Annotated in this window: 33 protein-coding genes; 27 read left to right on the top strand and 6 right to left on the bottom strand. The window is 33.3% G+C overall.

Annotation, left to right across the window (positions count from 1 at the left end; translation table 11 throughout):
* The first annotated feature begins 301 nt into the window (after positions 1-301).
* The 6 genes from thrS to J2W48_RS22580 all read left to right on the top strand — a co-directional run bounded on the left by thrS (position 302) and on the right by J2W48_RS22580 (position 4,846).
* Complete coding sequence (thrS, locus tag J2W48_RS22605; protein ID WP_310284425.1) at positions 302-2,248, top strand: threonine--tRNA ligase; 1,947 nt, start codon at positions 302-304, stop codon at positions 2,246-2,248.
* Between the two features lie 22 nt (positions 2,249-2,270).
* On the top strand, positions 2,271-2,822 hold the full coding sequence (gene infC / locus J2W48_RS22600; protein WP_081491471.1) for a translation initiation factor IF-3: 552 nt from the start codon (positions 2,271-2,273) through the stop codon (positions 2,820-2,822).
* Between the two features lie 98 nt (positions 2,823-2,920).
* Positions 2,921-3,118: a 50S ribosomal protein L35 gene (gene rpmI, locus J2W48_RS22595; protein ID WP_022827375.1), complete on the top strand. Its 198-nt coding sequence runs from the start codon at positions 2,921-2,923 to the stop codon at positions 3,116-3,118.
* A 165-nt stretch (positions 3,119-3,283) separates the two neighbouring features.
* Positions 3,284-3,628, top strand: a complete 345-nt coding sequence (rplT, locus tag J2W48_RS22590) for a 50S ribosomal protein L20 (RefSeq protein ID WP_047773802.1) — start codon at positions 3,284-3,286, stop codon at positions 3,626-3,628.
* Between the two features lie 133 nt (positions 3,629-3,761).
* Complete coding sequence (locus tag J2W48_RS22585) at positions 3,762-4,334, top strand: Crp/Fnr family transcriptional regulator (protein ID WP_310284423.1); 573 nt, start codon at positions 3,762-3,764, stop codon at positions 4,332-4,334.
* Positions 4,335-4,411: 77 nt separating this feature from the next.
* Positions 4,412-4,846, top strand: coding sequence for a carboxymuconolactone decarboxylase family protein (locus tag J2W48_RS22580; protein WP_310284421.1), 435 nt, complete (start codon positions 4,412-4,414; stop codon positions 4,844-4,846).
* A 69-nt stretch (positions 4,847-4,915) separates the two neighbouring features.
* Here J2W48_RS22580 and J2W48_RS22575 read toward each other — a convergent pair whose 3' ends face one another.
* Positions 4,916-5,827: a hypothetical protein gene (locus J2W48_RS22575; RefSeq protein ID WP_310284419.1), complete on the bottom strand. Its 912-nt coding sequence runs from the start codon at positions 5,825-5,827 to the stop codon at positions 4,916-4,918.
* A 314-nt stretch (positions 5,828-6,141) separates the two neighbouring features.
* Here J2W48_RS22575 and J2W48_RS22570 point away from each other — a divergent pair, with 314 nt between their 5' ends.
* The 14 genes from J2W48_RS22570 (at position 6,142) to J2W48_RS22505 (ending at position 15,547) form a co-directional block, all read left to right on the top strand.
* Positions 6,142-6,309 carry a hypothetical protein gene (locus J2W48_RS22570; protein ID WP_310284416.1) on the top strand — a complete coding sequence of 56 codons (168 nt, stop codon included), beginning with the start codon at positions 6,142-6,144 and terminating at the stop codon, positions 6,307-6,309.
* Positions 6,310-6,365: 56 nt separating this feature from the next.
* On the top strand, positions 6,366-8,072 hold the full coding sequence (locus J2W48_RS22565; protein ID WP_310284414.1) for an ATP-binding protein: 1,707 nt from the start codon (positions 6,366-6,368) through the stop codon (positions 8,070-8,072).
* A 6-nt stretch (positions 8,073-8,078) separates the two neighbouring features.
* A complete protein-coding gene (locus tag J2W48_RS22560; RefSeq protein WP_310284412.1) occupies positions 8,079-8,747 on the top strand; it encodes a response regulator in 669 nt (222 codons plus the stop codon).
* A 158-nt stretch (positions 8,748-8,905) separates the two neighbouring features.
* The gene (locus J2W48_RS22555) at positions 8,906-9,112 is read left to right on the top strand and encodes a hypothetical protein (RefSeq protein WP_310284410.1); all 207 of its coding nucleotides are present in this window, start codon (positions 8,906-8,908) and stop codon (positions 9,110-9,112) included.
* Between the two features lie 2 nt (positions 9,113-9,114).
* Positions 9,115-9,366 (top strand): DUF4236 domain-containing protein, encoded by a 252-nt coding sequence (locus J2W48_RS22550; RefSeq protein ID WP_310284408.1) that lies wholly within the window; start codon positions 9,115-9,117, stop codon positions 9,364-9,366.
* 2 nt (positions 9,367-9,368) lie between these two features.
* On the top strand, positions 9,369-9,728 hold the full coding sequence (locus J2W48_RS22545; RefSeq protein WP_310284405.1) for an excalibur calcium-binding domain-containing protein: 360 nt from the start codon (positions 9,369-9,371) through the stop codon (positions 9,726-9,728).
* 13 nt (positions 9,729-9,741) lie between these two features.
* Positions 9,742-10,137: a hypothetical protein gene (locus J2W48_RS22540; RefSeq protein ID WP_310284404.1), complete on the top strand. Its 396-nt coding sequence runs from the start codon at positions 9,742-9,744 to the stop codon at positions 10,135-10,137.
* A gap of 3 nt (positions 10,138-10,140) precedes the next feature.
* Complete coding sequence (locus J2W48_RS22535) at positions 10,141-11,409, top strand: ABC transporter permease (RefSeq protein WP_310284403.1); 1,269 nt, start codon at positions 10,141-10,143, stop codon at positions 11,407-11,409.
* 3 nt (positions 11,410-11,412) lie between these two features.
* Positions 11,413-12,312: a hypothetical protein gene (locus tag J2W48_RS22530; RefSeq protein ID WP_310284402.1), complete on the top strand. Its 900-nt coding sequence runs from the start codon at positions 11,413-11,415 to the stop codon at positions 12,310-12,312.
* A gap of 160 nt (positions 12,313-12,472) precedes the next feature.
* Entirely contained in the window at positions 12,473-13,528 is a 1,056-nt protein-coding gene (locus tag J2W48_RS22525; protein ID WP_310284399.1) for a type I restriction endonuclease, read from the top strand.
* A gap of 124 nt (positions 13,529-13,652) precedes the next feature.
* Entirely contained in the window at positions 13,653-14,024 is a 372-nt protein-coding gene (locus J2W48_RS22520; RefSeq protein WP_310284397.1) for a DUF4359 domain-containing protein, read from the top strand.
* 36 nt (positions 14,025-14,060) lie between these two features.
* Complete coding sequence (locus J2W48_RS22515) at positions 14,061-14,471, top strand: hypothetical protein (protein WP_310284395.1); 411 nt, start codon at positions 14,061-14,063, stop codon at positions 14,469-14,471.
* Between the two features lie 17 nt (positions 14,472-14,488).
* Positions 14,489-14,698 (top strand): hypothetical protein, encoded by a 210-nt coding sequence (locus tag J2W48_RS22510; RefSeq protein WP_310284394.1) that lies wholly within the window; start codon positions 14,489-14,491, stop codon positions 14,696-14,698.
* A gap of 45 nt (positions 14,699-14,743) precedes the next feature.
* The gene (locus tag J2W48_RS22505; protein ID WP_310284393.1) at positions 14,744-15,547 is read left to right on the top strand and encodes an endonuclease/exonuclease/phosphatase family protein; all 804 of its coding nucleotides are present in this window, start codon (positions 14,744-14,746) and stop codon (positions 15,545-15,547) included.
* Position 15,548: 1 nt separating this feature from the next.
* On the opposite strand, the gene J2W48_RS22500 is transcribed toward J2W48_RS22505, so the two are convergent.
* Positions 15,549-16,808 (bottom strand): asparagine synthetase B, encoded by a 1,260-nt coding sequence (locus J2W48_RS22500; RefSeq protein WP_310284392.1) that lies wholly within the window; start codon positions 16,806-16,808, stop codon positions 15,549-15,551.
* 110 nt (positions 16,809-16,918) lie between these two features.
* Here J2W48_RS22500 and J2W48_RS22495 point away from each other — a divergent pair, with 110 nt between their 5' ends.
* A complete protein-coding gene (locus J2W48_RS22495; RefSeq protein WP_310284390.1) occupies positions 16,919-17,152 on the top strand; it encodes a hypothetical protein in 234 nt (77 codons plus the stop codon).
* A gap of 1 nt (position 17,153) precedes the next feature.
* Here the strand turns inward: J2W48_RS22495 and J2W48_RS22490 are convergent, their stop codons facing one another.
* From J2W48_RS22490 to J2W48_RS22475, 4 genes are all read right to left on the bottom strand, one after another.
* Positions 17,154-17,819 (bottom strand): response regulator transcription factor, encoded by a 666-nt coding sequence (locus J2W48_RS22490; protein ID WP_310284389.1) that lies wholly within the window; start codon positions 17,817-17,819, stop codon positions 17,154-17,156.
* 128 nt (positions 17,820-17,947) lie between these two features.
* Positions 17,948-18,739, bottom strand: a complete 792-nt coding sequence (locus J2W48_RS22485) for a sensor histidine kinase (RefSeq protein WP_310284387.1) — start codon at positions 18,737-18,739, stop codon at positions 17,948-17,950.
* Position 18,740: 1 nt separating this feature from the next.
* Entirely contained in the window at positions 18,741-19,376 is a 636-nt protein-coding gene (locus J2W48_RS22480; protein WP_310284385.1) for a hypothetical protein, read from the bottom strand.
* A gap of 7 nt (positions 19,377-19,383) precedes the next feature.
* Positions 19,384-19,755 (bottom strand): hypothetical protein, encoded by a 372-nt coding sequence (locus J2W48_RS22475; RefSeq protein ID WP_310284383.1) that lies wholly within the window; start codon positions 19,753-19,755, stop codon positions 19,384-19,386.
* 695 nt (positions 19,756-20,450) lie between these two features.
* Between J2W48_RS22475 and J2W48_RS22470 the strand changes: the two genes are divergently transcribed.
* The 6 genes from J2W48_RS22470 to J2W48_RS22445 all read left to right on the top strand — a co-directional run.
* Positions 20,451-20,993, top strand: coding sequence for a phage tail protein (locus J2W48_RS22470; RefSeq protein WP_310284382.1), 543 nt, complete (start codon positions 20,451-20,453; stop codon positions 20,991-20,993).
* Between the two features lie 79 nt (positions 20,994-21,072).
* Positions 21,073-21,621 carry a phage tail protein gene (locus J2W48_RS22465; RefSeq protein ID WP_310284379.1) on the top strand — a complete coding sequence of 183 codons (549 nt, stop codon included), beginning with the start codon at positions 21,073-21,075 and terminating at the stop codon, positions 21,619-21,621.
* A gap of 29 nt (positions 21,622-21,650) precedes the next feature.
* Positions 21,651-22,199, top strand: a complete 549-nt coding sequence (locus tag J2W48_RS22460) for a phage tail protein (protein WP_310284377.1) — start codon at positions 21,651-21,653, stop codon at positions 22,197-22,199.
* 77 nt (positions 22,200-22,276) lie between these two features.
* On the top strand, positions 22,277-23,401 hold the full coding sequence (locus J2W48_RS22455; protein ID WP_310284376.1) for an ABC transporter substrate-binding protein: 1,125 nt from the start codon (positions 22,277-22,279) through the stop codon (positions 23,399-23,401).
* 73 nt (positions 23,402-23,474) lie between these two features.
* Complete coding sequence (locus tag J2W48_RS22450) at positions 23,475-24,326, top strand: methionyl-tRNA formyltransferase (RefSeq protein WP_310284374.1); 852 nt, start codon at positions 23,475-23,477, stop codon at positions 24,324-24,326.
* 137 nt (positions 24,327-24,463) lie between these two features.
* On the top strand, positions 24,464-26,967 hold a 2,504-nt coding region (locus tag J2W48_RS22445), incomplete at its 3' end, for a beta strand repeat-containing protein (RefSeq protein ID WP_409025192.1).

The following is a 26,967-nucleotide window of genomic DNA, read 5'->3' as shown; positions in this document are numbered from 1 at the left end:
CCTAGCCCCGATGGAAGGGAAAATCCTTTTGCTTTTTTCTTTAAAAAGCTAAAGATTTGGAAGCACAGCGGGAAAAGGCTCCTGAAGATTTCAATAAACAAATTCCAAAATACTTCGACTTCGAACTGGCAGAACAAAAACACTTCTTATATATAGTACAAAATCATACTTACATATAGTATAGAAATCTAATTGATCACCTCAATCTATTTTCTTCGTTATATAATAGTATAAACTTGCACATTATATATTGTATGTATTTTTGTAATGACTTATATTTGCATCCACAAAATTATAAACAATGATTAAGATTACTTTACCCGATGGGTCGATTAGAGAGTTCGCTTCTGGCGTGACTCCGATGGAGGTTGCTAAAAGCATTAGTGAAGGATTTGCAAGAAACGTGATTTCGGCAGCCTATAATGGTACAACAATAGAAACCGAAACCCCATTGACGACTGATGGTAGTCTTATTTTATATACCTGGAATGATGCTGAAGGTAAAAAAGCTTTTTGGCACTCTACTTCACACGTAATGGCGCAGGCTCTTGAGGAATTGTATCCTGGAATTAAATTAACTCTTGGTCCTGCAATTTCGAATGGCTTCTATTATGATGTAGATTTTGAAGACCAAAAGATTACTGATGCTGATTTTAAAAAGATTGAAGATCGCGTTCTTGAGATTTCCAGAGAAAAACATGAATTTAAAATGCGTCCGGTTTCTAAAGCTGATGCATTGGAAATGTATAAAGACAACGTTTACAAGACCGAATTGATTTCGAATCTTGAGGATGGTACTATCACTTTTTGTGATCATGCTACTTTTACTGATTTATGTCGCGGTGGACATATTCCGAATACTGGAATTATAAAAGCTTTTAAAATAATGAGTGTTGCCGGTGCTTACTGGAGAGGTGACGAAAAGAATAAACAATTAACCCGTGTTTACGGAACTTCTTTCCCTAAGCAAAAGGACCTGACTGAATATCTTTTACTTCTTGAAGAAGCAAAACGTCGTGATCACCGTAAATTAGGTAAAGAACTTGAATTATTTGCTTTCTCTCAAAAAGTTGGTGCTGGTTTACCTTTATGGTTACCTAAAGGTGCTGCTTTGAGAGACAGACTAGAACAATTTTTAAAGAAAGCTCAAAAGAAAGCCGGTTACGAGCAAGTTGTTACTCCACATATTGGACAGAAAGAACTTTATGTTACATCTGGTCACTATGCAAAATATGGTGCCGATAGTTTTCAGCCAATAAACACTCCTGCTGAAGGCGAAGAGTTTTTATTAAAACCTATGAACTGCCCGCACCACTGTGAAATCTATAACGTAAGACCTTGGTCGTATAAAGATTTACCTAAGCGTTATGCTGAATTTGGTACTGTTTACAGATACGAGCAATCTGGAGAATTGCATGGTTTAACTCGTGTTAGAGGTTTTACTCAGGATGATGCGCACATTTTTTGTACTCCCGAGCAACTGGATGAAGAGTTTAAAAAAGTAATAGACCTTGTATTATATGTATTTGGTTCGTTAGGTTTTGAAAACTTTACTGCTCAAATTTCATTGAGAGATCAGGAAAACAGAGAAAAATATATTGGTTCTGATGAAAATTGGGAAAAAGCTGAAAATGCAATTATCAATGCTGCGGCTGATAAAGGACTGAACACTGTGGTAGAATATGGCGAAGCTGCTTTTTATGGCCCGAAGCTTGACTTTATGGTAAAAGATGCTTTAGGCAGACAATGGCAATTAGGAACTATCCAGGTTGACTATAACCTTCCTGAACGCTTTGAATTGACTTACAAAGGTGCTGATAATGAATTACATCGCCCTGTTATGATTCACAGAGCTCCTTTTGGATCTATGGAACGTTTTATAGCAATTTTGCTAGAACACACAGCAGGAAATTTCCCACTTTGGCTAATGCCTGAACAAGCTATAATCTTGTCTTTGAGCGAGAAATACGAAATATATGCTAAAAAAGTTTTAGATTTGCTAGAAAATCACGAAATTCGCGCCCTAATTGACAACCGAAGCGAGACTATTGGCAAGAAAATTAGAGATGCTGAAATGCAAAAAATACCATTTATGCTTATTGTTGGTGAGGAAGAGGAGAAAAACGGAACTATTTCGATCCGTCGTCACGGGCAAGAAGGAAAAGGGAATATTACAGTTACAATTGATGAATTTGTCGCTATTGTAAACGAAGAAATAAAAAAGACATTAAAAGTTTTTACAGTTTAACTTAAATTATAAAGTCATAGCAATAAGAAGCAACAGAGGTTACCAACCTCGCGTAGAAAAAAAGGATGCCCACAGAATAAACAATCTTATTCGTGGTGTACAAGAAGTAAGATTAGTAGGCGAGAACATCGAACCCGGTGTATTTAAGCTTGCAGAAGCATTAAGACTTGCTGATCAGTTTGAATTGGATTTGGTAGAAATTTCACCAAACGCTGAACCGCCCGTTTGTAAAATCATGGATTACAAGAAATTTGTTTACGAACAAAAGAAACGTGATAAGGTTTTAAAGGCAAAGTCAACGCAAGTTGTAGTAAAAGAAATTCGTTTTGGTCCTCAGACAGATGAGCATGATTACGAATTTAAAAGAAAAAATGCTGAGAAGTTCCTTAAAGAAGGTGCTAAATTAAAAGCATTCGTATTCTTTAAAGGACGTTCGATCATCTATAAAGATCAGGGACAGATTTTATTACTACGTTTGGCTACAGATTTAGAAGAGCACGGTAAGGTGGAAGCGATGCCGGTTTTGGAAGGTAAGAGAATGATTATGTTCATTGCTCCGAAAAAGAAAAAATAGTCTCAGTTTATAGTCACAGTATTCAGTCATTGAACCTGAAGCTTTAAATCTGAAACAAAGATATAAGTAAGTAAGAATAAATTAAAACACTAGGAAAAATGCCTAAAATGAAAACAAAATCTAGCGCCAAGAAACGTTTCAAAGTTACTGGTTCTGGAAAGATTAAAAGAAAGCATGCTTTTAAAAGTCACATCCTGACTAAAAAATCTAAAAAACGTAAATTAGCTTTGACACACTCAGCGTTAGTTCACAAAACAGATATGAAAAGCATCAAACAACAATTAAGAATTATCTAATATTAGCAATTAGTTCTTAGTAATTAGCGCTTAGCTAGTCACTAATTACTATTTTCTAATCACTAAGGTTTCTTAGGTTAAAAATTATTTATATAACCTTGGAGTATGGCCTTTAAGTTCCTTTGATTTAATTCAGGACGCCTGCTACAAAAACACATTAAAATTATGCCAAGATCGGTAAATTCAGTTGCTAAAAGAGCAAGAAGAAAAAAAATAATGAAGCAAGCCAAAGGTTTCTTTGGCAGACGTAAAAACGTTTGGACAGTTGCTAAGAATGCAGTAGAGAAAGCAATGTGCTACGCTTACCGCGATAGAAAACAAAACAAAAGAAATTTCCGTGCATTATGGATTCAACGTATCAACGCTGGAGCAAGACTGGAAGGAATCTCTTATTCTCAATTCATGGGTAAAGTTAAAGCTAACGGAATCGAATTGAACCGTAAAGTTCTTGCAGATTTAGCGATGAACCACCCTGAAGCTTTCAAAGCAATACTTAACAAAGTAAAATAAACGTTTTATAAACTCAATTTACATTACTTACTTATATAAAAAAGCCCAGTCGAAAGACCGGGCTTTTGCTTTTATAAAAGTTCGACTTATCATAATTCAATTTATAATTATCTTTACATAAAACCGCAACTATATGTATTCAGTCCTTATCGACCATATTCAGAAATTTGTAAACCTGGAACCATCAGAAATTGCTATTTTAGAATCCAGTTTAGAAATTACAAAAATCAAAAAGAAGGAATATGTCCTGCAAGAAGGACAGGTTTGTAATAATATGTATTTTGTTATTAAAGGATGCTTTAGACAATATATCATTAATAATAAAGGAACAGAACAAACACTTCAATTTGGAATTGAAAGCTGGTGGATTACAGATTACTTAAGTTTTTACAACAATAGTGCGTCTAATTTTTATATTCAGGCTGTTGAAAAATCTGAAATTATTGTAATTGAAAAATCTCTTCTCGAATCATTGTTAATTCAGATTCCAAAACTGGAACGCTATTTCCGAATCGTATCTCAAAAAACATTCGGTGCCGCACAAATGCGGATTAAATTCTTATTTACTATGTCAGCAGAAGAACGATATAATCATTTTAAAAATCAAAATCCGGAATTTGTACAGCGTGTTCCTCAATACATGCTTGCCTCCTATCTTGATTTCTCTGCTGAATTTATGAGTAAAATAAGAGCCGGAAAAGTATAAATTCATTTCTTGAAGTAGATCAAGTTTTTTACAATATGATTCCCTGACCTTTGTTTTCAACTTTAAATACAAGTACAATGAAACCAAGAATTGTTATCCCAACAGTTGCTCCAGAAGCTTATCAAGCACTTATGAATTTAGAAAGTTATATTTCTAAAACCTCATTGACTCCAACTCATAAAGAACTTATCAAAATTAGAGCTTCGCAAATAAATGGCTGTGCTTTCTGTATCAATATGCATACAGCAGATGCCAGAAAATATGGAGAAACCGAACAGCGTATTTACTTGTTAAGTGCATGGCAGGAAGCTGATATTTATACCGAAGAAGAAAAAGCAATTTTGGCTTTGACTGAAGAAATAACTTTAATCAGTAATCATGTTTCTGAAGAAGTTTATCAAAATGCTGCCCGCCTGTTTGATGAAAAGTATCTTGCCGAAATTATTCTGGCGATTATTACCATCAATTCATGGAATAGGTTTGCTATTACTACGGGATTGAGAGTTGGATAATTAAATTCAAAACTTCCGATTTAATTTAATATTACATCGGAAGTTTTATTATATAATCAATATTTTAAATTATTCTTTCTTTTTTAAGATATGTTTAGAAATCATATACTCAGTAATTGGTCTTAATGTTATACCAGTTTCAGGATGTAATCCCGGTGCACTAAAACATTCATAATTTCCATCTGTCGATTTACCATACCAGACACAAGGTCTTCCCAATTTAAAAAAACTTGTAGTATCGCAAGCCTTAAGTTTTTTAAGTTCAAACTTCCTTTCATCAAATGGTTCCAAACCAACATTAGATAAAAATCCATTTGATTCCAAATCACAAATTACTTTTTCATAATGATCATTAGACCATTGCATACATTGTTTTTTTGGAAAGAGATAATAACTTATTAAAAATCCTAAACAAAAAACAGCTACAATGCCAGCTATAGTAAATTTTAACTTATCACTAAATTTTTCTGAAAGCTTTCCAATTATAATATCATCATTTGACACATCTTCAATCTCATCTTCATTTTTATATTTTGTCATAATCCTATCTTCATTCTCAATACTAGTAGGTTCCGATATACTAATATTTCCAATTTCTATTTTTTCTTCTTCAATTATGCCTCTTTTTTCTAGAAAAATTTTTAAAGGGCGTGGCTTAAAATCAACTAAAATAGCAGCCATCTCAACTCTGGTTCTATTTCGTGTATCTTTTCCATTTAAAAAATGAATTATAGCTTTAAGTTTTCCTGTATTACAATTTTCAATTGCTTTTTTTAATGGGGAATTTTCATTGGCCTCAAAAAATATCTCCATAATTTCTTTATCAATTTTACTCAGACCTCTTTCGAAAATTCTAAAGTAATAATCTCTAAATTCAGCTGGCGTTGGATCTGATAAAGTTCCAGACACATCCTCTTCAATCGCAATTTTATATTTAGCTCTGATTGCTGTTTTATAATCTTCAATAGTAATTTTATTCATAAGCTTCTACGGAATTATTGGAAATATCGGAATGATCGGAAATATCGGAATCTTCTATAAATCCATCAGTAAAACTGCCATTCCTTTGTCTCAGATTAGTCAACGTTTTAATCTGCAGGTTAAAACAAATGTACAAAACTAGTTCAATTAAAAGTGCGGAAAACCGTAAGACGGACTTTATCCGGGAAGTATAAATAAAATTTTATAGTTCTACGCACTTCACTTCCCAAACACAATTTGGTATTGCCATTAAAAAACGATTCGGAAAAGTTCCGGACAGCAATACCCATGTCTAATTTTTTAAATCAAAAATCATGAAAAAATTATTTATATGGGGAGCGTTCGCTCTATTGACTACTACTCTATTTTCCTGCACATCAGACGAATTCGAAACTGAAGCAAAAAAAGAAATAACACCAACTTATGCTGATGGTCCTGGAGATCAACCTATCATTGTACCACCACCACCAACAAAAGATTAATCAATTTAAAATTTGTAATTTACATTTAATTACTAATTTCGGGGAAAGTAAATTTTATGTTACGATCCCCTATTTTTTGTTTTATCATTTTCCTTTTACTTCTTTCCTGCACGAAAAAAGCAACTGTCTGGCATAATCAGGAATCTATAAAAACAGAAGCTGTCAGCCTGAGAGAAAAAGGAATGTCAAGCATGGGAAAAAAAAACTTTAATACCGCTTTCTATAATTTCAACAAATCAAAAATAATCTTTGAAAAAACAAACGACAGTCTCAATGTTGTTTACAGTCTTATCCAAATGGCTTTCATTCAACAAATGAACGGTGATTATTATGGTAGCAAAGAAACCTTAACAGAGGCATTACCTTATCTCAGAAAAAAAAACATTTACAGTGCTTCTATCAATAACTCTTTTGGTATAGCAGACAAAGAACTTTCTCTTTACAGCGATGCTATTTACTATTATGAAGAAGCTTTAAAAGATTGTACAGATTCTGTTTCAAAACAAGGACCATTAAACAACATTGCAGTTATATACATTCAGCAAAAAAAATATGATAAGGCTATCCATATCCTAGAAGAGATCATTAATACAAAAACTTTAGATAACCAATCTCTTAAAAATAATAAAGCGAGAGTTTTAGACAATTTAGGTTATGCTTATTTTAAAAAAGGTTTTACCGAAAAAGGTTTTATTTTAATGACAGATAGTTTTAAATTAAGAAATCAAATTGATGATACGTACGGAGCTATTGAAAGTAATCTGCATTTAGCAGAATATTACATCAAGACAAATCCAAAAAAATCTAACCAACATGCTTTAGAGGCTTATAAATCTGCAACAAAACTAAATAGTATTGATGAACGATTAAGAGCACTGCAATTTTTGATTTTAAATGACTTCAGCGAAAAAAATATTGAATATGCAAAAAAATATATAACATTAAATGACAGCATAACTAAAATCCGCAACAACTACAAAAACAAGTTTGCCAAAATAAAATATGATTCTAAAAAGGAAAAGGACGAAAACCAAAAACTCCGTTTAGAAAAAGCGGAAAACTTATTATCTCTTCAGAAAGCAAAATATCAAAGAATATTTTTCATAATCGGAATTGCATCCCTTTCCCTTTTATTATTGTACTTAAGAAAATTTTATCAAAACCGAAACCGAATCGAAAAAATAAAAACAGCCTACGATACCGAAACCAAAATTGCCAAAGACATTCATGATGAACTGGCAAATGATGTTTTTAATGCTATCACTTTTACTCAAACACAATCGTTAGAAAGTGAAAACAGGAAAGAAACCTTAATTCAAAAACTGGATCATATATACACACGTGTCCGTAGAATTTCGAGAGAGAATAATGATATCCATACCGGAGAAAATTATTCGGACAACTTAAAAGAAATGCTCTCCACTTATAATACTGACCATACAAATGTTATTATTAAAATCGAAAAAGTCAATTGGGACGATATCGATGAAATAAAAAAGGTCACCATTTACCGTGTTTTACAAGAATTAATGGTAAATATGAAAAAACATAGTCAGGCTTTGCTAGTTGTTATAAAATTTGACATCAGCTCAAAAAAAATATTTATTGACTATACGGATAACGGAAAAGGATGTGACAAAAACAAAATTATAAAAAATGGCCTGCAAAATATGGAAAACCGTATTCTGTCTACAAAAGGAACTATTACTTTTGATACTGAGCCTGATAAAGGTTTTAAAGTAAAAATAACACTGCCTAAATAAAAGCCTATGTTTAAAAAAGTAATTATAGCCGAAGATCTTGACGCCATGAATTTAGGAATTCAACAAGTACTAAAAGATTTGAATATTGTCGATTTTCAGCATTCCAAATTTTGCGATGAAGCGTTTCTAAAAATCCGCGCCGCAATTCATCAAAATGAACCTTACGACTTACTAATCAGTGATCTTTCATTCAAAACAGATCATCGAAAAGCAACTATTGCTAATGGCGATGAGTTGGTTCAAAAGGTTCGCACATTACAGCCTGATATTAAAATCATCGCCTATTCTGTAGAAGACAAAAGTTACCGAATTAAATCACTCTTTGACAATGCAGAAATAGATGGATTTGTACTAAAAGGTTTAAACAGTATCGAGGAACTAAAGAAAGCGATTCATCTTATTTCGACTTCTGATCAAAAATTCATTTCCCCTGAAGTTGCATCTGCATTACAGGAAAAAAACAACTATGAAATTGACGATGTAGATATTCAAATCCTAAAGCATTTATCATTGGGTACTTCACAAGATGAAATTATAGAAATTTTTAAATCCTCACAGATCAAACCCAACAGCAAAAGTGCCATAGAAAAAAGAATCGCAAAACTCAAAGACTTTTTTAAAGCCAATAATACCGTTCATTTAGTTTCGATTACTAAGGATATGGGGATTATTTAATTTCCTTTTTATTACTATAATTAATATCAAGCTCCTTCGGGGGCTTTTTTTATTTCTGAATATAAAATTTACAGATTATGGTTTTCCGTAAAATACTGGTTTTAAATAGGTTTAAGTTTGAATGATTAAATCAATTTAAATAATTAAACCAAAAAATTATGAAAAACTATTATGTAAATAATACTGCTCAATTAAATGGAGATCATGAAGTTCATACTGATGACTGCCATTATTTTAAAAGTATCGTAAGCAAGAAATATTTAGGTGCTTTTTCCAGCTGTAAACCTGCAGTAGATGAAGCAAAAAAAACGTACTCAAAATCAAATGGCTGTAAAACGTGTTGTAATGCCTGCCATACAACCTAATCATGGGCTTTCAATTTCAAAAAAGAATTAAACTTGGAAGCGGACTCGGTTTAAACATTAGCAAATCCGGAATTTCTCCAAGTTTAAGAACCCGAAGAGGAACTATTAGTTCCAGAGGGTTTTCTATTAAAACAGGAACTTCGGGAGTTAACTACCAAAACAATTTTAGTAACACAAAAAATAGCGGTTGTATGCTGTTGTTTGCTTTTACCGGAATTATATCATTTTTAATTTACACAATAAATCAATACTAACTATGGGATATCGAAGAGGATATTACAGAAAAGACGGAACTTATGTTCAAGGTCACTACGCAAACAATCGATCTAAATCTTTTTCAAATAAAAACAATAACGGATGTATAATCCTGGTTTTAGTATTTACTGCACTTAGTTCAATACTTTCCTGTTCAGAATCATCTGATTCAACTGGAAATGTTTCCAATTCAGGTTCATCATCCGGTACAAATACAGGTTCAAGTTCAAATTGCCCCACTAAAACCTGTGCAGATTTTACAACTCAGGCACAAGCTCAGGCTGCTTATAACAGTAACAAAGAATGCTATAAAAACCTTGATCGTGACGGCAATGGAAAAGCATGTGAATCTTTAAAATAAATAACCACCTAACATGATAACACTAGAACTTAAAAGTCATTTTTTGAGATTATATCAAATGGCATTATCAGATGATCAATTTAATGTATTAGAACTTCAAATGCTTTATCATTTTGCAGATGAAAGAGGGATTCCGAAAGAAGAGCTTGACAAACTTTTCTTCAATCCTGTCAATACTGAATTTACTGTTCCGGTAGCTTTAAATACAAAGATTGAATACTTATATGATCTAACCCGAATTATCTGGGCTGATGAAAAAATAACCGATGACGAATTAAATATGCTCCGAAAGTATTGCCGAAAATTTAATTTCGTTGAAGAAAATATCAATGATTTGTCTGATTATCTTATTGATTGTGTTCAGAAAAACATTGGTAAAGAAGAAATTATTAGTCAACTTAACACTTAAACTATGAAAACACTTTCACAATTATTTAGTTTAAAAAAATCTGAAGATTCTTCATTTAAATCTTTTGAAGAAAATGAAGAAGACAGAGAACAAATTAGAATCACATATTATCAAAGCGGCTTTGCAGCATCTGTAAAAGCAACCGGAAAACCAATTGTTTTAAAAGCATGTCTTCAAAATTTATATATGAGTTTTGAGGATCAGTGCCGAAAACAGAAAATGGAGCAGGACAGATTAAAACAGCCTTATCGTGAAGAACAGGAAAAAAACAGAACTGAACTTAAAAAGTCTGAAGCTGCCATTGGTATTTTCGAAAAAAAAGAACAGGATACCAACGATAATATCGACCAGATCAAAAGTGAAATCATCGAAGTTAAACGCAATCCGGACAAATACGGCATCGAAGAAGGAAAAGGCCTAAAAGCGCAATTTTATATTGGTTTGATTCTTTTACTGCCAATAACCCTTTATGTTTTAGTGTTCTACATTTCAGCTTCATATTCTGCTTTTTTCAAAGAATTTTCAAATGATAGTTTAACTGCAGCCATTTTCGATGCCGATGCATTTACCAATGCTTTTAAAGCGAGTTGGCTTGAAGGTGTTTTGGTTGTTACTATTCCATTTGTATTTATGGGATTAGGCTATGTCATTCACATGGTACAAAAAGGAAAAGGGCTCAAAAACATTTTTAGACTAATTTCCCTTTTTACAATTACCTTTTTATTCGATTCACTTTTGGCATATATAATCGAGAAAAAAATATATGAGTTCAATAAAACAACAGAATCTTCACCATACAATCTAAATATCGCTTTAGGAGAACCAGAATTCTGGATGATTATATTTGCAGGCTTTGTAGTTTATATTATTTGGGGACTTGTATTTGATTTTGTAATGAAAGAATTTGAAAACATAGATAAGATAAGAGCTTTCATCCGAGGAAAAAAAGAAAATTTAATTAACCTGGAAAAAATAAAAGCAGATTACATCAATAAAATCAACGATTTTAAACAGCAGATTGTTACCTTAAACGGGAAAAATTCAGAACTACAATCAAAAATAGATGGTTTTGTTTTTCCTGTAAAGGAATATCTGCATTACCATCATCAATATAAAGAAGGATGGTTTCAAGCAATTAACACCGAAATCGCTTTACCTCATAAAGAAAAAGTAGAACTTCTGGAAGGCTGTGAAAATTTATCTGAAGAACATTTGGTCAAATTGAATTTGGTTGATCCTGATTTTCAACATTTGGTATATTCTAAAAACTAACATATGAAAAATGCTTTACCCAAAATAGCAATGTCATTAGTATTGATTTTATTTTTTTCATGTAAGGAAGGAAATAAAAATGAAGAAAAAGAAACCGTACTTAAAAGTTCTGTTTCAGAAAACTACAATATTAGTATTCTTGTTGATTTATCAGATCGAATTAGTCTCAAAAAGAATCCAAATCCAACAATGGAATTTCACCAAAGAGATTTAGGATATATTAAATCGGTTTCAGAAGCCTTTTCACAACATCTAAAATCAAAAAGAATGAGACAAATTGACGATAAAATGCAATTATTCTTTAATCCGGAACCGGAAAATCCTGAAATTAATTCGATTGCAAATGAATTAAAAATTAAAGTTGATAAAAATAATGCTTCAAAAAATTTACTGAATTCGATAAGCAGTAATTATGCTTCAAAAACAACACAAATATACAATTCGGCAATTAAAGATGATAACTATATCGGATCTGACATTTGGAATTTTTTCGACAGCAAAGTACAAGATCAATGCATTGACAAAGGGTATAGAAACATTCTGGTTATTTTGACGGATGGTTATATGTTTTATGAAGGAACGCAAATCAAAAACGGTAATCTATCAAGCTATTTAACTCCGAAATTAATTCAACAAAATAGTCTAAATAAAAACAACTGGCAGAAAAAATTTGAAAGTGAGAACTTCGGTTTTATTAAAATTGACAATGACTTATCAAATCTGGAAGTTTTAGTTCTGGGTATAAATCCAGGTAAAAATAATCCTTACGAAGAAAAAGTCATTAAAGCTTATTGGAGCAAATGGTTAACAGAAATGAACATCAAACATTTTGAAATCAAAAGTGCTGATCTGCCTTCGAACATGGATAAGATTATTAAAGATTTCATTCTGAATAAAGAATAATACTTTACAATATTTAAAAGAGGAATTTTATTGTCCTCTTTTAAATATTTATAAAAGTTTCAAAAAACTTCACTCAAAAATTTCATCCCTTTACGGTTTTCCATAAAACACTGATTCTTATTGGTTTTACATTTGAATTATTAATCTAAATTAAAACCAAATGGAAATAAACATTCAACTAAAATCATTAGCAGATAAAATAAATCAGCTAAAAAGTAAAATTGAAACCGAAGAATCTACAAAACATGCCTTTGTATTGCCTTTTATACACGTTCTCGGATACGATGCTTTTAATCCGCTTGAAGTTGTTCCTGAATTTACGGCAGATCTCGGTCTTAAAAAAGGAGAAAAAGTAGATTATGCTATCTTTCAAAACGGAGAACCCATCATAATTGTGGAGTGTAAAAGCTGGAAAGAAAAACTGACTATTCATAATTCACAGTTATTCCGTTATTTTCATGTTACCAAAACACGATTTGCTCTTTTGACAAACGGTATCAATTATCAGTTTTTTACTGATTTGGATGATTCGAATAAAATGGATGAGAAACCTTTTTTAGAATTTGATATTTGTAATCTAAAAGAAAACACGATAAACGAAATTGCCAAATTTCATAAAGCAAATTTCGATGTAGATAATATTGTAAGCAATGCCAGTTCATTAAAATACATTAAGGAAATTAAAAAACAAATCAACGCAGAGTTGGAAAGTCCTTCGAATGATTTTACCAAACTTTTTGCAAATAAAGTTTATGCCGGCAGACTTACTGAAAAAGTGGTGGATGAATTTAAGGATTTGGTTCAGAAATCAGTAAGTCAATATATCAATGACAAGATTAATGACCGATTAAATGCCGCTCTAACCAAAGAAACCATTAAGCAGCAGGTCGAAGAAACTGTAATAGTCGAAGATGACAATAAAATTAATACGACCGAGGAAGAACTTGATGCTTATCGTATAGTGGTTGCTATTTTACGAAGAAAATTGCCAACCAGCCGAATAGTACATCGTGACACGCAATCTTATTTCGGAATCTTGCTGGATGATAATAATCGTAAACCTTTATGCAGACTGCATCTAAACGGAGGAAAAAAGTACGTGAGTTTATTCAATGAAAATAAAAGCGAAACCAAAATACCAATTTCATCTATTGACGATATTTATCAATTTGAGAAAGAATTATTAGAAACAGCAGCACTTTACGAAACCGAATAAAATCAGGTATAAGTACGTATTTCAAAAAAAGTTTTTCTGATTAGATTTATCATAGACATTAATAGATAAATCAAGAGGATAAAACCATTAAACCCAACTAATCAATCACTTAAAACTATAACGTATGAAAACAAAACATTATGTAATTATTGTGCTTTGCTTATTTGCACTAATTACAGCACTAACAAATCCCGGAACGGAGAAACATAAAGAAGAAGTAAAATTAAAAATGAATGCATTTCTTGAAAAAGAAATACATGAAAAAAAGACAGATCAAAATGACCAATGGTCTCAGGCAGGAAGTGCAATGGGAAATGTCTTAGCAAAATCAATGATAGACATGATGGTAAACAATATGGTTTCTTCCTCTAATTATGTCCTGTTTTCAACAACAGATGTGACCTTTGAAGGAAAAACAAAAACAATTGGTATAGGCATTTTGGGAAATATCTTTTTATCCGGAAAAATTGACGAAGCAATGAATCAGGGTAACTAACATTTTTAAGTTTAACCATTTTAAAATAAAACGCTTATGCTAAAAAACTACTTAACCTTATTCTTATTTCTGGGAATACTTTCCTGTAAAAAAGCCGAAAGCCCTCCACCGGCACAAATAAATTCATTTTATAAAGAGGTAATTACGGCAGATGACCGCAAAACAATTACGCCGCAGGAAGCAAAAACGTATCATGTCGATAAAACTTTTCAGTATGAATACAGAACCGGAACCTCTGGTAATTATGAATATAATTATGATGTAAAAGGTTTGGATGCCAAAGGTGACTCCGTTTATGGCAATATTAACGTTCAGGGAAAATACGGTGCCGGAATATTAAATGCTGAAAATTTTAGGGACATTGATATTAATACGGAATGGGTCGCTTATGGCAAGCTTAAAGCAACAGATAAAAATGGTAATGAATATGATTTGATTGTCGATTAATTATAAAAGCATAAAATATGAAGGTCATCATAACAATTTTATTTATTGCATTTTCATCATTTAACGTTGTAGAAACGAAAGTCTATATTTGTGGCATCAAAGGAGCTAAAAAATATCATTTGAATGAATCTTGCCGTGGTTTTGGGGCATGCAAACATGAAATCGTAAAAGTCAGTTTGAAAGAGGCTGAGGGATATGGCCTGACTCTTTGCGGTTGGGAGGATTAATATTCATTGTATAATCTTTATATTTGAACTTTATAATCCCTTTAAATGAAAATCAGCCTTAGTTTCCTTATACTATTATTCACAACATTCCTTTACTCCCAAACCAAAGTGCTTTCCTGGAATATTGAAAACTTTGGAAAATCTAAATCTGAAACCCATCTCAATTTTATTGCCAATACAATTAAGGATTATGATATTATCACGATTCAGGAAGTCGTTGCTGGTTATGGCGGAGCGCAGTCCATTACTAAACTTGTAGCAATATTAAATCAAAAAGGCACAAAATGGGATTATCAAATCAGTGATCCAACTTCTAGCAGTGCTTATAAAACAGAACGATATGCTTTTATCTGGAAAACCAATAAGGCAAGAATAAAAGGAAATGCATGGCTGGAGAAAAAGTATCATTTAGAAATAGACAGGGAACCCTATTTTGCTACTTTCGAAATCGATAAAAAAACTATTACACTGGTTACTTTTCATGCCATTACAAAAAGTAAACAACCTGAAACAGAGATTAAATATTTCAAATTTTTACCTTTTGAATATCCTAAACTTAATTTGGTTTTTATAGGCGATTTCAACTGCCCACAATTCCATACTGTCTTTAATCCGTTGAAGAAAATGGGTTATGCTTCTGTTTTTCAAAATCAAAAAACAACTTTAAAACAAAAATGCCAGACAAATAATTGTCTGGCATCTGAATTTGATAATATCTTTTATAAAACAAATTCTTTAAACTATATCAATTCCGGAATAATTCCATTTTACACAAAATTCAATACTTTTTATGAGGCTCGAAAAATATCCGATCATATTCCAATATGGTTTGAATTTTCACTAAAATAAATTACGTTTTTAATTTTTTCTTTTTTGCTGCAGGGAACAAAACATTATTTAAAATCAATCGATAACCCGGAGAATTAGGATGCAAATCTAAAACTGTTGGCGGATCACCAACCTGGTGTTGAAAATCCTCAGGATCATGTCCTCCAAAAAAAGTAAACATTCCCTTTCCTTTTTCACCGTGTATGTAACGTGCTTCACCATTAAGTTCGCAGGTTCCCATAATCAAAACATTCGACTTAATTAATGTGGCATCAAATGAGGTCGTCTGTCCCATAAATCCTTTTACCAGTTGTGTATGGTTCTGACATAACATACTTGGTATGGGATCCCATTTTGCCGAAAACTCCATTAAGGAAAAATAATCTTTATCAGGAGGAATTCTTCGTTTTATAGTCATATCAATATCTGAAAACTCATATTGCTCAGGTCTTCGCTCAAGCGTAAAATTTTTAAACGCAAATGCACTTCCATAGTTTAATTTAGATTGATAATTTGACTCACTTGGATCTCCGTCAAACATGGTTTCGCAAATATCAACTCCATCTGCTGCCAAAGAAATATCAAAACTATCTGTAGCAGAGCACATTGCAAACATAAATCCACCACCTATAACAAAGTCCCTGATTTTTTTTGCAACCGCTACTTTTTCCAGCGAAACTTTAGGGTAACCTAACTTTGCAGCCAGAGCTTCTGAATCCTTTTTTTGTTCAATATACCAAGGTGTATTTTTATAAGCTGCATAAAATTTACCGTATTGTCCTGTAAAATCCTCATGATGCAGATGCAACCAATCATAAAGCAACAACTGATCACTTAGAACTTCTTCATCATAAATAGGCGTAAATGGAATTTCGGCATAGGTTAAAACTAGTGTAACTGCATCATCCCATGGCTGTTTCCCTTTCGGAGTATAAACAGCAATTTTAGGTGCTTTTTCAAGAATAACAGATTCCATGTTTTGAGAAGGACTGGAAATTTCATCTAAAATTGAAGATTGTTCACTATCAGAAATTATTTCAAAACTTACGCCACGAATCTTGCATTCCTTCCTTATTTCATCCGCATCGGGCAATAAAAAAGAGCCTCCACGATAATTTAACAACCAACTAGCCTTATAATCTTTACTCAGGCACCAGTAGGTAATTCCATAAGCTTTCAGATGATTTTGCTGAGTTATTTCATCCATGGGCAGAAGAATAAACGAAGCTTTTCCAGATAATGAAATTAAAAAAATTACTATATAAATTAAAATTTGCTTCATTTGATTAACTATTTAGAGTAAAGATATAAAAGGAAGCAATAAAAAACTATGGAAAGGGATTGATTTTGTGCAGTAAATTTATTTGTAAGCTTTTTATCACTATTTAATATATGTTAAATAAATTATCTGCACAAAAACAGGTAAAAATACCTACAGAAACAAAAATTCTTCTTCCTAAATTTGCCAATCAAATAAATACAATTATAAACAATATAAGCATGAAAGTTAATCAAACCAAGGGTGAGCAGAAAGGATTAAATATAGCACAAAAAATAGGTCTTTGCTTATTAGTTATTACTATCATTCTATATTATGTTCTGTCTATTCAATTTTTAGCCAGCTAAATCAAATAGTTAAAACAGCTATTTCATTTTGAATAGCATATACAACCAAGCCGGCAATATTTCTTGACTCTGTTTTAAGTAATAGGTTATTACGATGGCCTTCAACAGTTCTTGGACTTAAAAAAAGTTCTTCTGCAATTTCAGGAGTTGTTTTTTGTTGACAGATAAGTTGAAGTATTTCTATTTCACGAGGGGATAAAAAACCGGTTTCTAAATTAGATTTTGATTTTTTGGAAGATATGATTGTTTCCTGAATGGTTTCTAATATATTTTCATTATAATAAAATCCTTTTAAGTTAACCTGATTAATAGTATGCAATAAATCTTTAGGAGTTGTGTTTTTTATTAAATATGCAACTGCCCCTACCTGAATCATATTAGCAATAAATGATTTTGTATCATAACTTGTTAATGCAATAATTTTTATTTCAGGGAAGTCTCTTCGGATAATTTTTGTTGCTTCTACTCCATTTAAGACAGGCATCTTCAAATCCGTTATAATTATATCCGGCTTAGTTGGCGTCTTATTTAAATAGGAAATTAATTCTTCGCCATTAGATGCTTCAAAAACAATATCAATATTGCTCTCTCTTTGCAATAAAAAAGAAATTCCTTTTCGAAAGAGAATCTCATCATCGACTAAAACTATTTTGATAGCATGACTCATTTTCTTTTGGTTTGAATACTTGTAGAATTTTGAATACTTGTAGAATGTGAATTACAAAAATATGTCATAAAAAATTAAAAAAACAATGTAATTTTAAATTTTTATTAGTCATAAAACAAATAAAATTGTTAAAAAGTAAAAAAAACCTCAACACCTTTCCCTATTTCTGAGTTTATATTGATAGTTCCGTTTATAAAAGATATCCGACTATCTATGTTCTTCATTCCAAGACCCTTTTGATTTTCAGTTTTTTGGCTGTCAAAACCAATTCCGTTATCTTTATAAATACACGTTTTAACTCCTTTGTTATCATCAAAAATAATAGAAATTTCAGTAGCTTTTCCATGGCGTACAGAGTTATTCATTAATTCTTGCAAAACTCTGAAAATGTGTAAGTGCCTGTCTTTATCTTTTTCTTCAAATTCTATTTTATTTTGATAACCAACTTTTACAGATTTACTGCTTTCAAATTCCTCACATAATTCCTCAATACCAGCATGAAGTCCGAATTTATCAAGAACAGGTGGTAATAAATTGTGCGCTATTTTTCTGGAATTATCTAATGCTTTAGCAGTTAGATTAATAATATTATCTGTAATCTCTTTTATTTCTTCAGTGGTTAAATTTGCTGAAGTAAGCAAATAACTATTTAAGGATACAATATTCAATTTTGAACTGATATCATCGTGTAAATCCTGAGCAATTCTTTTACGCTCTTCTTCTTGTGTAATGATTACTGCATGTAATTGTTCTTTTTGATGGAAAATCTCTAAATCTCTTTTTTCAATCTCTTTTTGAATAATTTTTTTTCTTGAATAATAAAAAAAAACTATTAAGAAAAGAGCCATAATCATAAAAAAACAAGAAGTATATAAGATTATGGCTACAATTTCTTTTTCGTAAATAGCACTTGAATCCATATTAATTACTAATTTTTTTATTTTGACTATATCTTATTTTCCATTCAAATAAAATAAAAAGATAATATGCGACAACTAATAAAGCATTTAAGGTCCAACTCAGGTATTTTACATCATTACTTAATTCAGAAGTCAGATTACCTACTAAATACAAAACTGTGCTTGCAAATAAATAAAAAACTACTCCTATATTTAAATAATAATATTCTTTTTCATCTGTAAGCATGTTATAAAAATGTAATAGTGCAAAAACTACTATTATTAAAGATGTAATTGTAATTCCTAATAAATTAAATTTCAAAAACTGCTTATAATCAATAACAAACTGAATTAGTAAAACTAATAAAGTTGTAATAAGGCTATATTTCACAAATCTTTTTTGCTTTTTATTTTTTAATACGGATTTATAAAATAAACCTAAAAAAATCATTTGACCGATAAAAAATATATTAACTGCAAATAAATTATTCATATGAAGATAATACATTACCTCCATAATGAATTGCATTATAAAAACAAAAGCTAAATAACCAACAAAAAAAATATTAGCTTTTTCCGAACGGAAAAAGCTAAATGAATATAAAATCAGGTTAATTACTAAAATAAAATAACCTGAATATATTAATAGATCAATCATTTTCTTATTAAATTGGGCTTTCAGGATCTCCAAAAGGAGGGCATGGACGTGATCCGTCGTAAACAACGCTTTCCTCTTCAACATTTTCTTCAGTTCCTTCTCCAAAAACATCTTTGTAAACCCCTGTACCTGCATCTAATTTTGCACCAACAAACATAAGGTTTTGTTCACCAGATTCATTAATACCAACATAAGCACGTACGGCATCTATATTTTGAGTCTCTTTCAGTCTTAAAACTGCTTCCAGACTCTCTAAGGGGATTAGATAAGCACTTACTTTCTTTACTTCTTCAGCTTTCAAATCCCTGAATTTTTTCGCCCATTGTATGCCTGTTGATAATGCAATCTCAATTTTTCCCGGAAATTTTTCTTCTGCCATAATGTTAATTTATTTAGTTAAGGTTAATATACAATTACAAACATGAATCTTTCAGCTAAACTAATGAATTATATTAAAAAAATTAACATTTTTAAATAAAAAAACCCTGTTAATCATTGCATAAATCAAACTGAAATATAATTACTTAACTCTTCTTGGTATAAAACAGGTATAAATACGTATACCCAGATTTTTATTATAGTTTAATTTTGGTTGTAAGCCATTAATTAAAAATATTTTTAATAGTTCCCGGTTTTAAATTTCCATAAATACGCAATGAACTTGCAATAATGAATTTAAGTATTTAGTACGAAACATTTCTTTTTTTTATCTATTTAAGAACTATATATGGAAGAAACAGAATACACAAAATTCCTTTCTTATGACATAAAAAAAGGCATCCATGTCATTTTATTATCTAAAAAAAAGATTATCACTTAGTTTTGATATTGATGAAAATTAATTTCATCTCCTTCATAATCATGAAAAAATACATTAATAATCTATAAAATCATATTCACACATAATTATTATTAAGAAAACTAAAAATCATGTCTGAACCATTTATGGAAAATTTAAAACTAGGCCTCTATTTTTGAACACCTATTTTTAATGTAAGTTTTGAGCTTTATAATGACTTTTTATTTTTTAACAATAAATTATTCACACAAATAGTAACCTAATACTTTATTTATATGGAAGGAACAATGGCAGTCATCACAACAGTAGCTTATGATTTTACACCCAAATACTGGGCACAATGTAATGGTCAGTTACTTGCAATCAACACCAATCAGGCTTTATTTTCATTACTAGGAACAACCTATGGTGGCAACGGGATTCAAACTTTTGCATTACCCGATTTACGCTCCCGTACTGCGGTAGGGACAGGTGTTAGCAGTACAGGTACAAGCTATCAGCTAGGAGAAGCAAATGGATCAACTACAGCAATTATGGGAATAAGCAATATGCCTGCCCATAACCACAATGGAGCTATAAATTTATCTTTGGGTGCTAATGATACACCAGGATTTGATAGCAATGCAGAGGGTAACAATATTGGCAGTGGCATTGCAAACACCTTTAGTAGCAATAGCAATACTCCCATGGCAAATCCATTGTCTATACATGGAACTGTAGGAGTTGTAGGAGGAAGCCAGCCATTTAGTATATTGTCTCCTTATCTGGCAATCAATTATGTCATTTGCATATATGGAATATTTCCAAGCCGTAACTAAATGTAATGTCCTTATGAAATTATACAGGACGAATTTAATTTACTCAAATAAATTTATAACTAACTAAAAAACTAAAATTATGTTTGTAGATCCATATATCGCTACAGTAACCATTTTTGCCGGCAATTTTGCTCCAAGAAGTTGGATGTTTTGTCAAGGACAACTACTGCCTATTTCTAATTATGATGCACTTTTTGCATTAATCGGAACCACTTATGGAGGTGATGGACAAACCACCTTTGCACTACCAGACCTCAGAAGTCGTAGAGCCATTCACATTGGTCAAGGGCCAGGCTTGCCAAATTATCAAATAGGGCAAATGTCTGGATCAGAACAAACTACACTTCTTTCGATAAATCTTCCGATACACAATCACCTAAACCCTGTTTTGACGGGTACACCACAAGGATCAACAGATACCACTGGAGCAAACACACCTACTAACACAACTGTACCAGCTTCAGGCAATGCTCTTTATGGGGCTCCCAAAGGATCAGCAATGGGCCCTTATTCCAGCACAGCTATTACGCCGCCTACTGGAGGAAATTCACCTGTTCCAACCATTGCTCCCTATGTGGCAATGAACTATATCATTGCAGTAGAAGGAATTTTCCCTTCAAGAAATTAATCTTTACAAAAATTAAAAAAACATATATCATGGAAGGAGTTATTGGATTTACAACCCTTTTTGCAGGTAATTTTGCCCCAAAAAGCTGGGCTCTCTGTCAGGGACAAACAATAAATATTCAAAGTAATACGGCTTTGTTTTCGATTTTAGGAACAACTTATGGTGGTAATGGAACCACTACTTTTATGCTCCCAAATTTGCAAGGACGTGCGGTGGCAGGTGCAGGACAAGGAGCAGGACTTTCTAACTATAGTCTTGGTCAAATTGGCGGAACAGAGTCTGTTATTATTACTTCAGGACAAATGCCTACACACGTTCATCCTGTTTCGTATACTATCACGCAAGATGCTGCTGCTGCTGCCAGCGAAACAGTTCCAACCAATAATACCTATGGCAATGACGATTCAGGAGGAACCACACCTTATACTACTCCAGCCAATGTTGGTTTGAAACCTTTTGCAGGAAACATTACAATGGCAGATGCAGGATTGGGTGCTGTGCCTATACCAATAAATAATCCCCTTTTAGCATTAAATTATATTATTTGCCAATATGGCGTTTTTCCAGCTCGTGACTAATTTCAATTAATTATAAAAAGGAAATGAGAAGTGACAAGTTCTCATTTCCTTTTCAACAAACTTCATTCATTCAAATTATGCCCACTCGAATCGGTCTTTTACTACCTCGTTCAACAGACTATCCCGCTATGGGATTTGATATTCTGGACGGACTACGCACGCACCTATATTTATTAGGCATCAAAGATCCTCAGCTAATCACTGAAAACATTGGATTTGGAGACGATCAACAACTTTGTTATGCAAAAGCGGAAAAATTACTCTTACAAGATGATGTTCAACTGTTGATTGCTTATAGCAATATTCAAAATGCAGAACCTCTCTACCAAATGGCACAGTCATCTGGTAGAGCCTTTCTGTTTTTAGATGCTGGAATGCAGATGGCTTCAGAGGATCGAGTTCCAAATAACTGGTTTCTTACTTTGCAAGGAATTGATGCGTGTTTTCGTTTAGGGCAATTAGCAGGTGAAGGAAAAAGAAATGTAATGATGGCAAGTTCTTTTTTTGATGCAGGATATAGAGGATCACATTTTGCAGTAAAAGGAATGGATACAACAGGAGGAACGGTGTCGGGTAATTATGTTAGTTCACATAAAATCAGTGAATTTTCCATTGATCGGTATCTCGAATTGCTAAACGAAAATACACCTCAGGCAGTTATGGCTAATTTTAGCATTTATCTGACGGAGCTTTTTATAAAGGAATTAAAGGACAAAGGAGAAATGGCAACACCTTTTCCTTTTTATTGTTCTCCATTTATGGCAGAAGAAACACTGCTAACCAAATGCGATTTCCCTACAGGAACATTTCACACCATAGTGCCCTGGTCAACATCTTTAGAGAATGAAGCACAGCACTTATTTCTTACCACTATTCGTGAACAAAAAAATAAAATTGCCAACCTGTTTCATCTATTGGGTTGGGAAGCCGCAATAGTTGCCGTGCGTTTACTGAATGATGGTCCGCAATCACTCTCCAATTGGTCGTTTGAAAGTCCTCGTGGCAAAGTAATATTTGACCCAATCACACAAACCAGCTATGCTCCTTTGTACAAAGGAGTAATAGTTCCAAATATTGATGGGAAATGCATGTTAAAAATTGATGAGAAATTAGATGTAATAAAAGAAGAACACCAACAAAATTGGAACCAAAAACAAAGGGAAATGTCTTCGGGATGGAAGAATAATTTTTTATGCACCTAATATGAAAATCGCTATACTCTGCAACGACCGACTAGGATTTCCAGCACTCCAATACTTGATGCAACAGCAATTAGTGGTTGCAGTCGGCTCCTCAAATCATGTTAGCGAAACTGTTTTGTTGCTAGAAAAACAATGTACTTCCTCAAGTGTTTCCTTTGAAGTATTTGAAAAAAATAATTTAGGAAGTAAGCTTACCTTATGGCTTGAACTTCATCAACCCGATGTAGTATTGGTCAAAACATTTCCTTGGAAAATTCCAGCAGCTGTACTTTCCATTCCTAAATTTGGATTTATTAATTTTCATTATGCCCCGTTGCCTGCATTTAGAGGAACTAATCCTTTGTTTTGGATGATTCGGAACCTTGAATCAACGGGTGGTGTAACCGTGCATCAGATGGATGAAAATTTAGATACAGGCGACCTATTGATCACCAAAGAAGTACCTATATATCCCGAAGCCAGTTTTGGAATGCTCATTGGGCAACTGGCATATACGGGTTTGGAGCTTACTATGCCTTTAATACAAGGTTTGGCAAACGGTACATTAAAACCCAAAAAACAAAATTCCTCTAACTCGAAATGGTACAGCCAGCCTAAACAAAAAGATTTATTTATTGATTGGAAAGTGATGTCATCGTGGGAGGTACGTGCGTTAGTAAAAGCATGTAATCCTTGGCAAAAAGGAGCAGCAGCCCGCTATAAAGGGTGGCTATTTGGCATTACAGATGCATCGCTTTCGTTCATGACTGTAGCACCCGAAACTAGTTCCGGGACAGTAATTGTTCTTGATGAATCCAATGGTTTAATTATCGTCTGTGCTGATGGAAAAGCAATTAAAGTTGAAGTGGTTTATTCAGAAGAAGGATATTTTCCCGGACATAAAATGACACAATTTGGCCTACGCAAAGGTGATAAATTAGATTAAAATCAATTACTGTTATTGATAAGTGCTTTTTTTCTTTTGCAACAAAAATATGAATCAAATACATAATACGAAAAAAAATTACACCATTAAATAAATTCAGACTGTTATTATAAAACTTTAACCAAAAACAACTTCTTATGAAAAAAAAAATACTCTATACACTAAGTGTTTTTCTTATTGTATTTAACCTTCAAGCACAAGAAGCCTGGACAACACGAACCTCGGGAATTAGTTCTAGTTTATTAGATGTTACCTATTCCGGATCTCTTTATGTAGCTGTAGGCTCCGCAGGTGTGATAAAACGTTCGACTGATGGTATTACTTGGCTGGATAGGGCTACAAATGTAACTAACAACGTAAATTCTGTTACTTATGGAAACGGGAAATTTGTAGCAGTTGGCTCATTAAATACTATTTTAACTTCAACCGATGGTAACAATTGGACTGCCCAAGCATCCAATGTTGTGATGGCAAATCCTTCATTTCTATCAGTGGAATATCTTAACAATGTATTTATTGCCACAGCGCAATTAGGCACAATTATAACCTCTCCAGATGGAATAACCTGGACGGTGAGAAAAGAAAATAGTGCTCTTACTAATCAGCCTTTACGAGGGATTGCTTTTAATTCTGGGCAATATGTCATTGTTGGTAGTGGAGGTGTAATATATACTTCAACTGACTTAGTAACCTGGACTCTTCAAACTTCTAATATCACAAGCAATTTAAATCCAGCAATATATGCTTTGGGCAGGTTTGTAACTGCCGGCGCAGCAAGTGGCCCTATTTTGACTTCCACTAACGGTACATCCTGGACCAGTAATACACCTCCTATAACAAATGGTGTTTTTGGTTTAACGAGTACAGACAATAAATATGTTTCTGTAGGGCAAACCGGAACAGTTATGACTTCTTTAGATGGAGCTACATGGACACAAGTACCAGCCATCAACGTCAACACGACAAATTCATTCAATTCAGTTGTATTTTCTGGTACTCAATTTGTTGCAGTAGGAGTTTCCGGACAAATTTCTACTTCTCCTCTTGTTCCTGTTCCAACCATTACTACTACAGGAACACTTACGGCATTTTCTAGTTGCGCTGGAACTGCATCCGATTTTCAAAGTTTTACAGTGGGTGGTACTGATCTTTCTGCTAACATTACAGTTACTGCACCTACTGGTTTTGAAGTCTCAACAGCATCAGGAAGTGGCTATGGAGCATCAGTAAACTTAACCCAAACAAGTGGTACAGTATCTACAACAACCATATATACAAGATTATCATCAACTGCTACAGGTACTCCATCAGGTAATATAGCTTGTACTTCTACCGGAGCAACAATAAAAAATGTAGCGGTTTCAGGAACAGTTTCAAATATTCTAGTTTCTGCTGCTTCTCAAACTAATATTGCTTGTAATGGTGGTTCAACCGGAGCTGCAACAGTAAATGCTGCATCTGGAGGAACTGCTCCTTATACCTATAACTGGACACCTGGAAACCCAACTGGTGACGGAACAGCTTCTGTTTCTGGATTAACTGCCGGAACCTGGACATGTACCGTGACGGATGCTAATTCTTGTACCGCCACGGTTAACTTTACTGTTACCCAACCAACGGCAATAAGTACCGCAACAGGATCTCAAACAAACGTAGCTTGTAATGGTGGTTCTAATGGTACAGCTTCTGTAACGCCTTCTGGTGGAACTCCTGGTTATACTTATTCCTGGTCTCCTTCAGGTGGTACGACAGCGACAGCTACTGGACTTGCCGCAGGAAGTTATACGGTAACGGTAACTGATGCTAACGGTTGTACTGCAACCCGCAACTATACAATTACTCAACCAGCAGCAGCAGTAAGCGGAACAACTGTTGTAACCAATGTTGCTTGTAATGGTGGCACTAACGGAGCAATTAACCTTACTCCAACTGGAGGAACAGGACCTTATACCTTTAACTGGGGCGGTGGTATAACTACCGAAGACAGAACAGGACTTGCAGCTGGAAACTACTCGGTAACAATTACTGATGCTAATGGATGTACGGGAACTGTAGCCGGAATTACAGTCACTCAACCTGCAGCAGCTGTAAGCGGAACAACCGTTGTAACCAATGTTGCTTGTAATGGCGGAACTAACGGAGCAATTAACCTTACTCCAACTGGAGGAACGGGACCTTATACCTTTAACTGGGGCGGTGGTATAACTACCGAAGACAGAACAGGACTTGCAGCTGGAAGCTACTCGGTAACAATTACCGATGCTAATGGATGTACGGGAACTGTAGCCGGAATTACAGTCACTCAACCTGCAGCAGCTGTAAGCGGAACAACCGTTGTAACCAATGTTGCTTGTAATGGCGGAACTAACGGAGCAATTAACCTTACTCCAACTGGAGGAACGGGACCTTATACCTTTAACTGGGGCGGTGGTATAACTACCGAAGACAGAACAGGACTTGCAGCTGGAAGCTACTCGGTAACAATTACCGATGCTAATGGATGTACGGGAACTGTAGCCGGAATTACAGTCACTCAACCGACAGCAATCAGTACCGCAACTGGTTCTCAAACCAATGTGTCTTGTAACGGTGGAACTAATGGTTCAGCTTCGGTTTCTCCTTCTGGCGGAACTCCTGGCTA

The sequence above is a fragment of the Flavobacterium piscis genome, from assembly GCF_031457575.1.
Taxonomy (GTDB): Bacteria; Bacteroidota; Bacteroidia; order Flavobacteriales; family Flavobacteriaceae; genus Flavobacterium; species Flavobacterium piscis_A.
This window is presented reverse-complemented; position numbering and strand designations above follow the sequence as displayed.

Excerpts from the sequence above, each read along its gene's own strand:
- J2W48_RS22500 (WP_310284392.1), bottom strand. The coding sequence starts at position 16,808 with ATGAAGCAAATTTTAATTTATATAGTAATTTTTTTAATTTCATTATCT.
- J2W48_RS22515 (WP_310284395.1), top strand. The coding sequence starts at position 14,061 with ATGCTAAAAAACTACTTAACCTTATTCTTATTTCTGGGAATACTTTCC.
- J2W48_RS22490 (WP_310284389.1), bottom strand. The coding sequence starts at position 17,819 with ATGAGTCATGCTATCAAAATAGTTTTAGTCGATGATGAGATTCTCTTT.
- J2W48_RS22550 (WP_310284408.1), top strand. The coding sequence starts at position 9,115 with ATGGGCTTTCAATTTCAAAAAAGAATTAAACTTGGAAGCGGACTCGGT.
- J2W48_RS22545 (WP_310284405.1), top strand. The coding sequence starts at position 9,369 with ATGGGATATCGAAGAGGATATTACAGAAAAGACGGAACTTATGTTCAA.
- J2W48_RS22580 (WP_310284421.1), top strand. The coding sequence starts at position 4,412 with ATGAAACCAAGAATTGTTATCCCAACAGTTGCTCCAGAAGCTTATCAA.
- J2W48_RS22520 (WP_310284397.1), top strand. The coding sequence starts at position 13,653 with ATGAAAACAAAACATTATGTAATTATTGTGCTTTGCTTATTTGCACTA.
- thrS (WP_310284425.1), top strand. The coding sequence starts at position 302 with ATGATTAAGATTACTTTACCCGATGGGTCGATTAGAGAGTTCGCTTCT.
- J2W48_RS22460 (WP_310284377.1), top strand. The coding sequence starts at position 21,651 with ATGGAAGGAGTTATTGGATTTACAACCCTTTTTGCAGGTAATTTTGCC.
- J2W48_RS22510 (WP_310284394.1), top strand. The coding sequence starts at position 14,489 with ATGAAGGTCATCATAACAATTTTATTTATTGCATTTTCATCATTTAAC.
- J2W48_RS22470 (WP_310284382.1), top strand. The coding sequence starts at position 20,451 with ATGGAAGGAACAATGGCAGTCATCACAACAGTAGCTTATGATTTTACA.
- J2W48_RS22480 (WP_310284385.1), bottom strand. The coding sequence starts at position 19,376 with ATGATTGATCTATTAATATATTCAGGTTATTTTATTTTAGTAATTAAC.
- J2W48_RS22525 (WP_310284399.1), top strand. The coding sequence starts at position 12,473 with ATGGAAATAAACATTCAACTAAAATCATTAGCAGATAAAATAAATCAG.
- J2W48_RS22505 (WP_310284393.1), top strand. The coding sequence starts at position 14,744 with ATGAAAATCAGCCTTAGTTTCCTTATACTATTATTCACAACATTCCTT.
- J2W48_RS22555 (WP_310284410.1), top strand. The coding sequence starts at position 8,906 with ATGAAAAACTATTATGTAAATAATACTGCTCAATTAAATGGAGATCAT.
- J2W48_RS22575 (WP_310284419.1), bottom strand. The coding sequence starts at position 5,827 with ATGAATAAAATTACTATTGAAGATTATAAAACAGCAATCAGAGCTAAA.
- J2W48_RS22475 (WP_310284383.1), bottom strand. The coding sequence starts at position 19,755 with ATGGCAGAAGAAAAATTTCCGGGAAAAATTGAGATTGCATTATCAACA.
- J2W48_RS22585 (WP_310284423.1), top strand. The coding sequence starts at position 3,762 with ATGTATTCAGTCCTTATCGACCATATTCAGAAATTTGTAAACCTGGAA.
- J2W48_RS22560 (WP_310284412.1), top strand. The coding sequence starts at position 8,079 with ATGTTTAAAAAAGTAATTATAGCCGAAGATCTTGACGCCATGAATTTA.
- J2W48_RS22565 (WP_310284414.1), top strand. The coding sequence starts at position 6,366 with ATGTTACGATCCCCTATTTTTTGTTTTATCATTTTCCTTTTACTTCTT.
- rplT (WP_047773802.1), top strand. The coding sequence starts at position 3,284 with ATGCCAAGATCGGTAAATTCAGTTGCTAAAAGAGCAAGAAGAAAAAAA.
- J2W48_RS22530 (WP_310284402.1), top strand. The coding sequence starts at position 11,413 with ATGAAAAATGCTTTACCCAAAATAGCAATGTCATTAGTATTGATTTTA.
- J2W48_RS22485 (WP_310284387.1), bottom strand. The coding sequence starts at position 18,739 with ATGGATTCAAGTGCTATTTACGAAAAAGAAATTGTAGCCATAATCTTA.
- J2W48_RS22465 (WP_310284379.1), top strand. The coding sequence starts at position 21,073 with ATGTTTGTAGATCCATATATCGCTACAGTAACCATTTTTGCCGGCAAT.
- J2W48_RS22495 (WP_310284390.1), top strand. The coding sequence starts at position 16,919 with ATGTTAAATAAATTATCTGCACAAAAACAGGTAAAAATACCTACAGAA.
- J2W48_RS22535 (WP_310284403.1), top strand. The coding sequence starts at position 10,141 with ATGAAAACACTTTCACAATTATTTAGTTTAAAAAAATCTGAAGATTCT.
- rpmI (WP_022827375.1), top strand. The coding sequence starts at position 2,921 with ATGCCTAAAATGAAAACAAAATCTAGCGCCAAGAAACGTTTCAAAGTT.
- J2W48_RS22570 (WP_310284416.1), top strand. The coding sequence starts at position 6,142 with ATGAAAAAATTATTTATATGGGGAGCGTTCGCTCTATTGACTACTACT.
- J2W48_RS22540 (WP_310284404.1), top strand. The coding sequence starts at position 9,742 with ATGATAACACTAGAACTTAAAAGTCATTTTTTGAGATTATATCAAATG.
- J2W48_RS22455 (WP_310284376.1), top strand. The coding sequence starts at position 22,277 with ATGCCCACTCGAATCGGTCTTTTACTACCTCGTTCAACAGACTATCCC.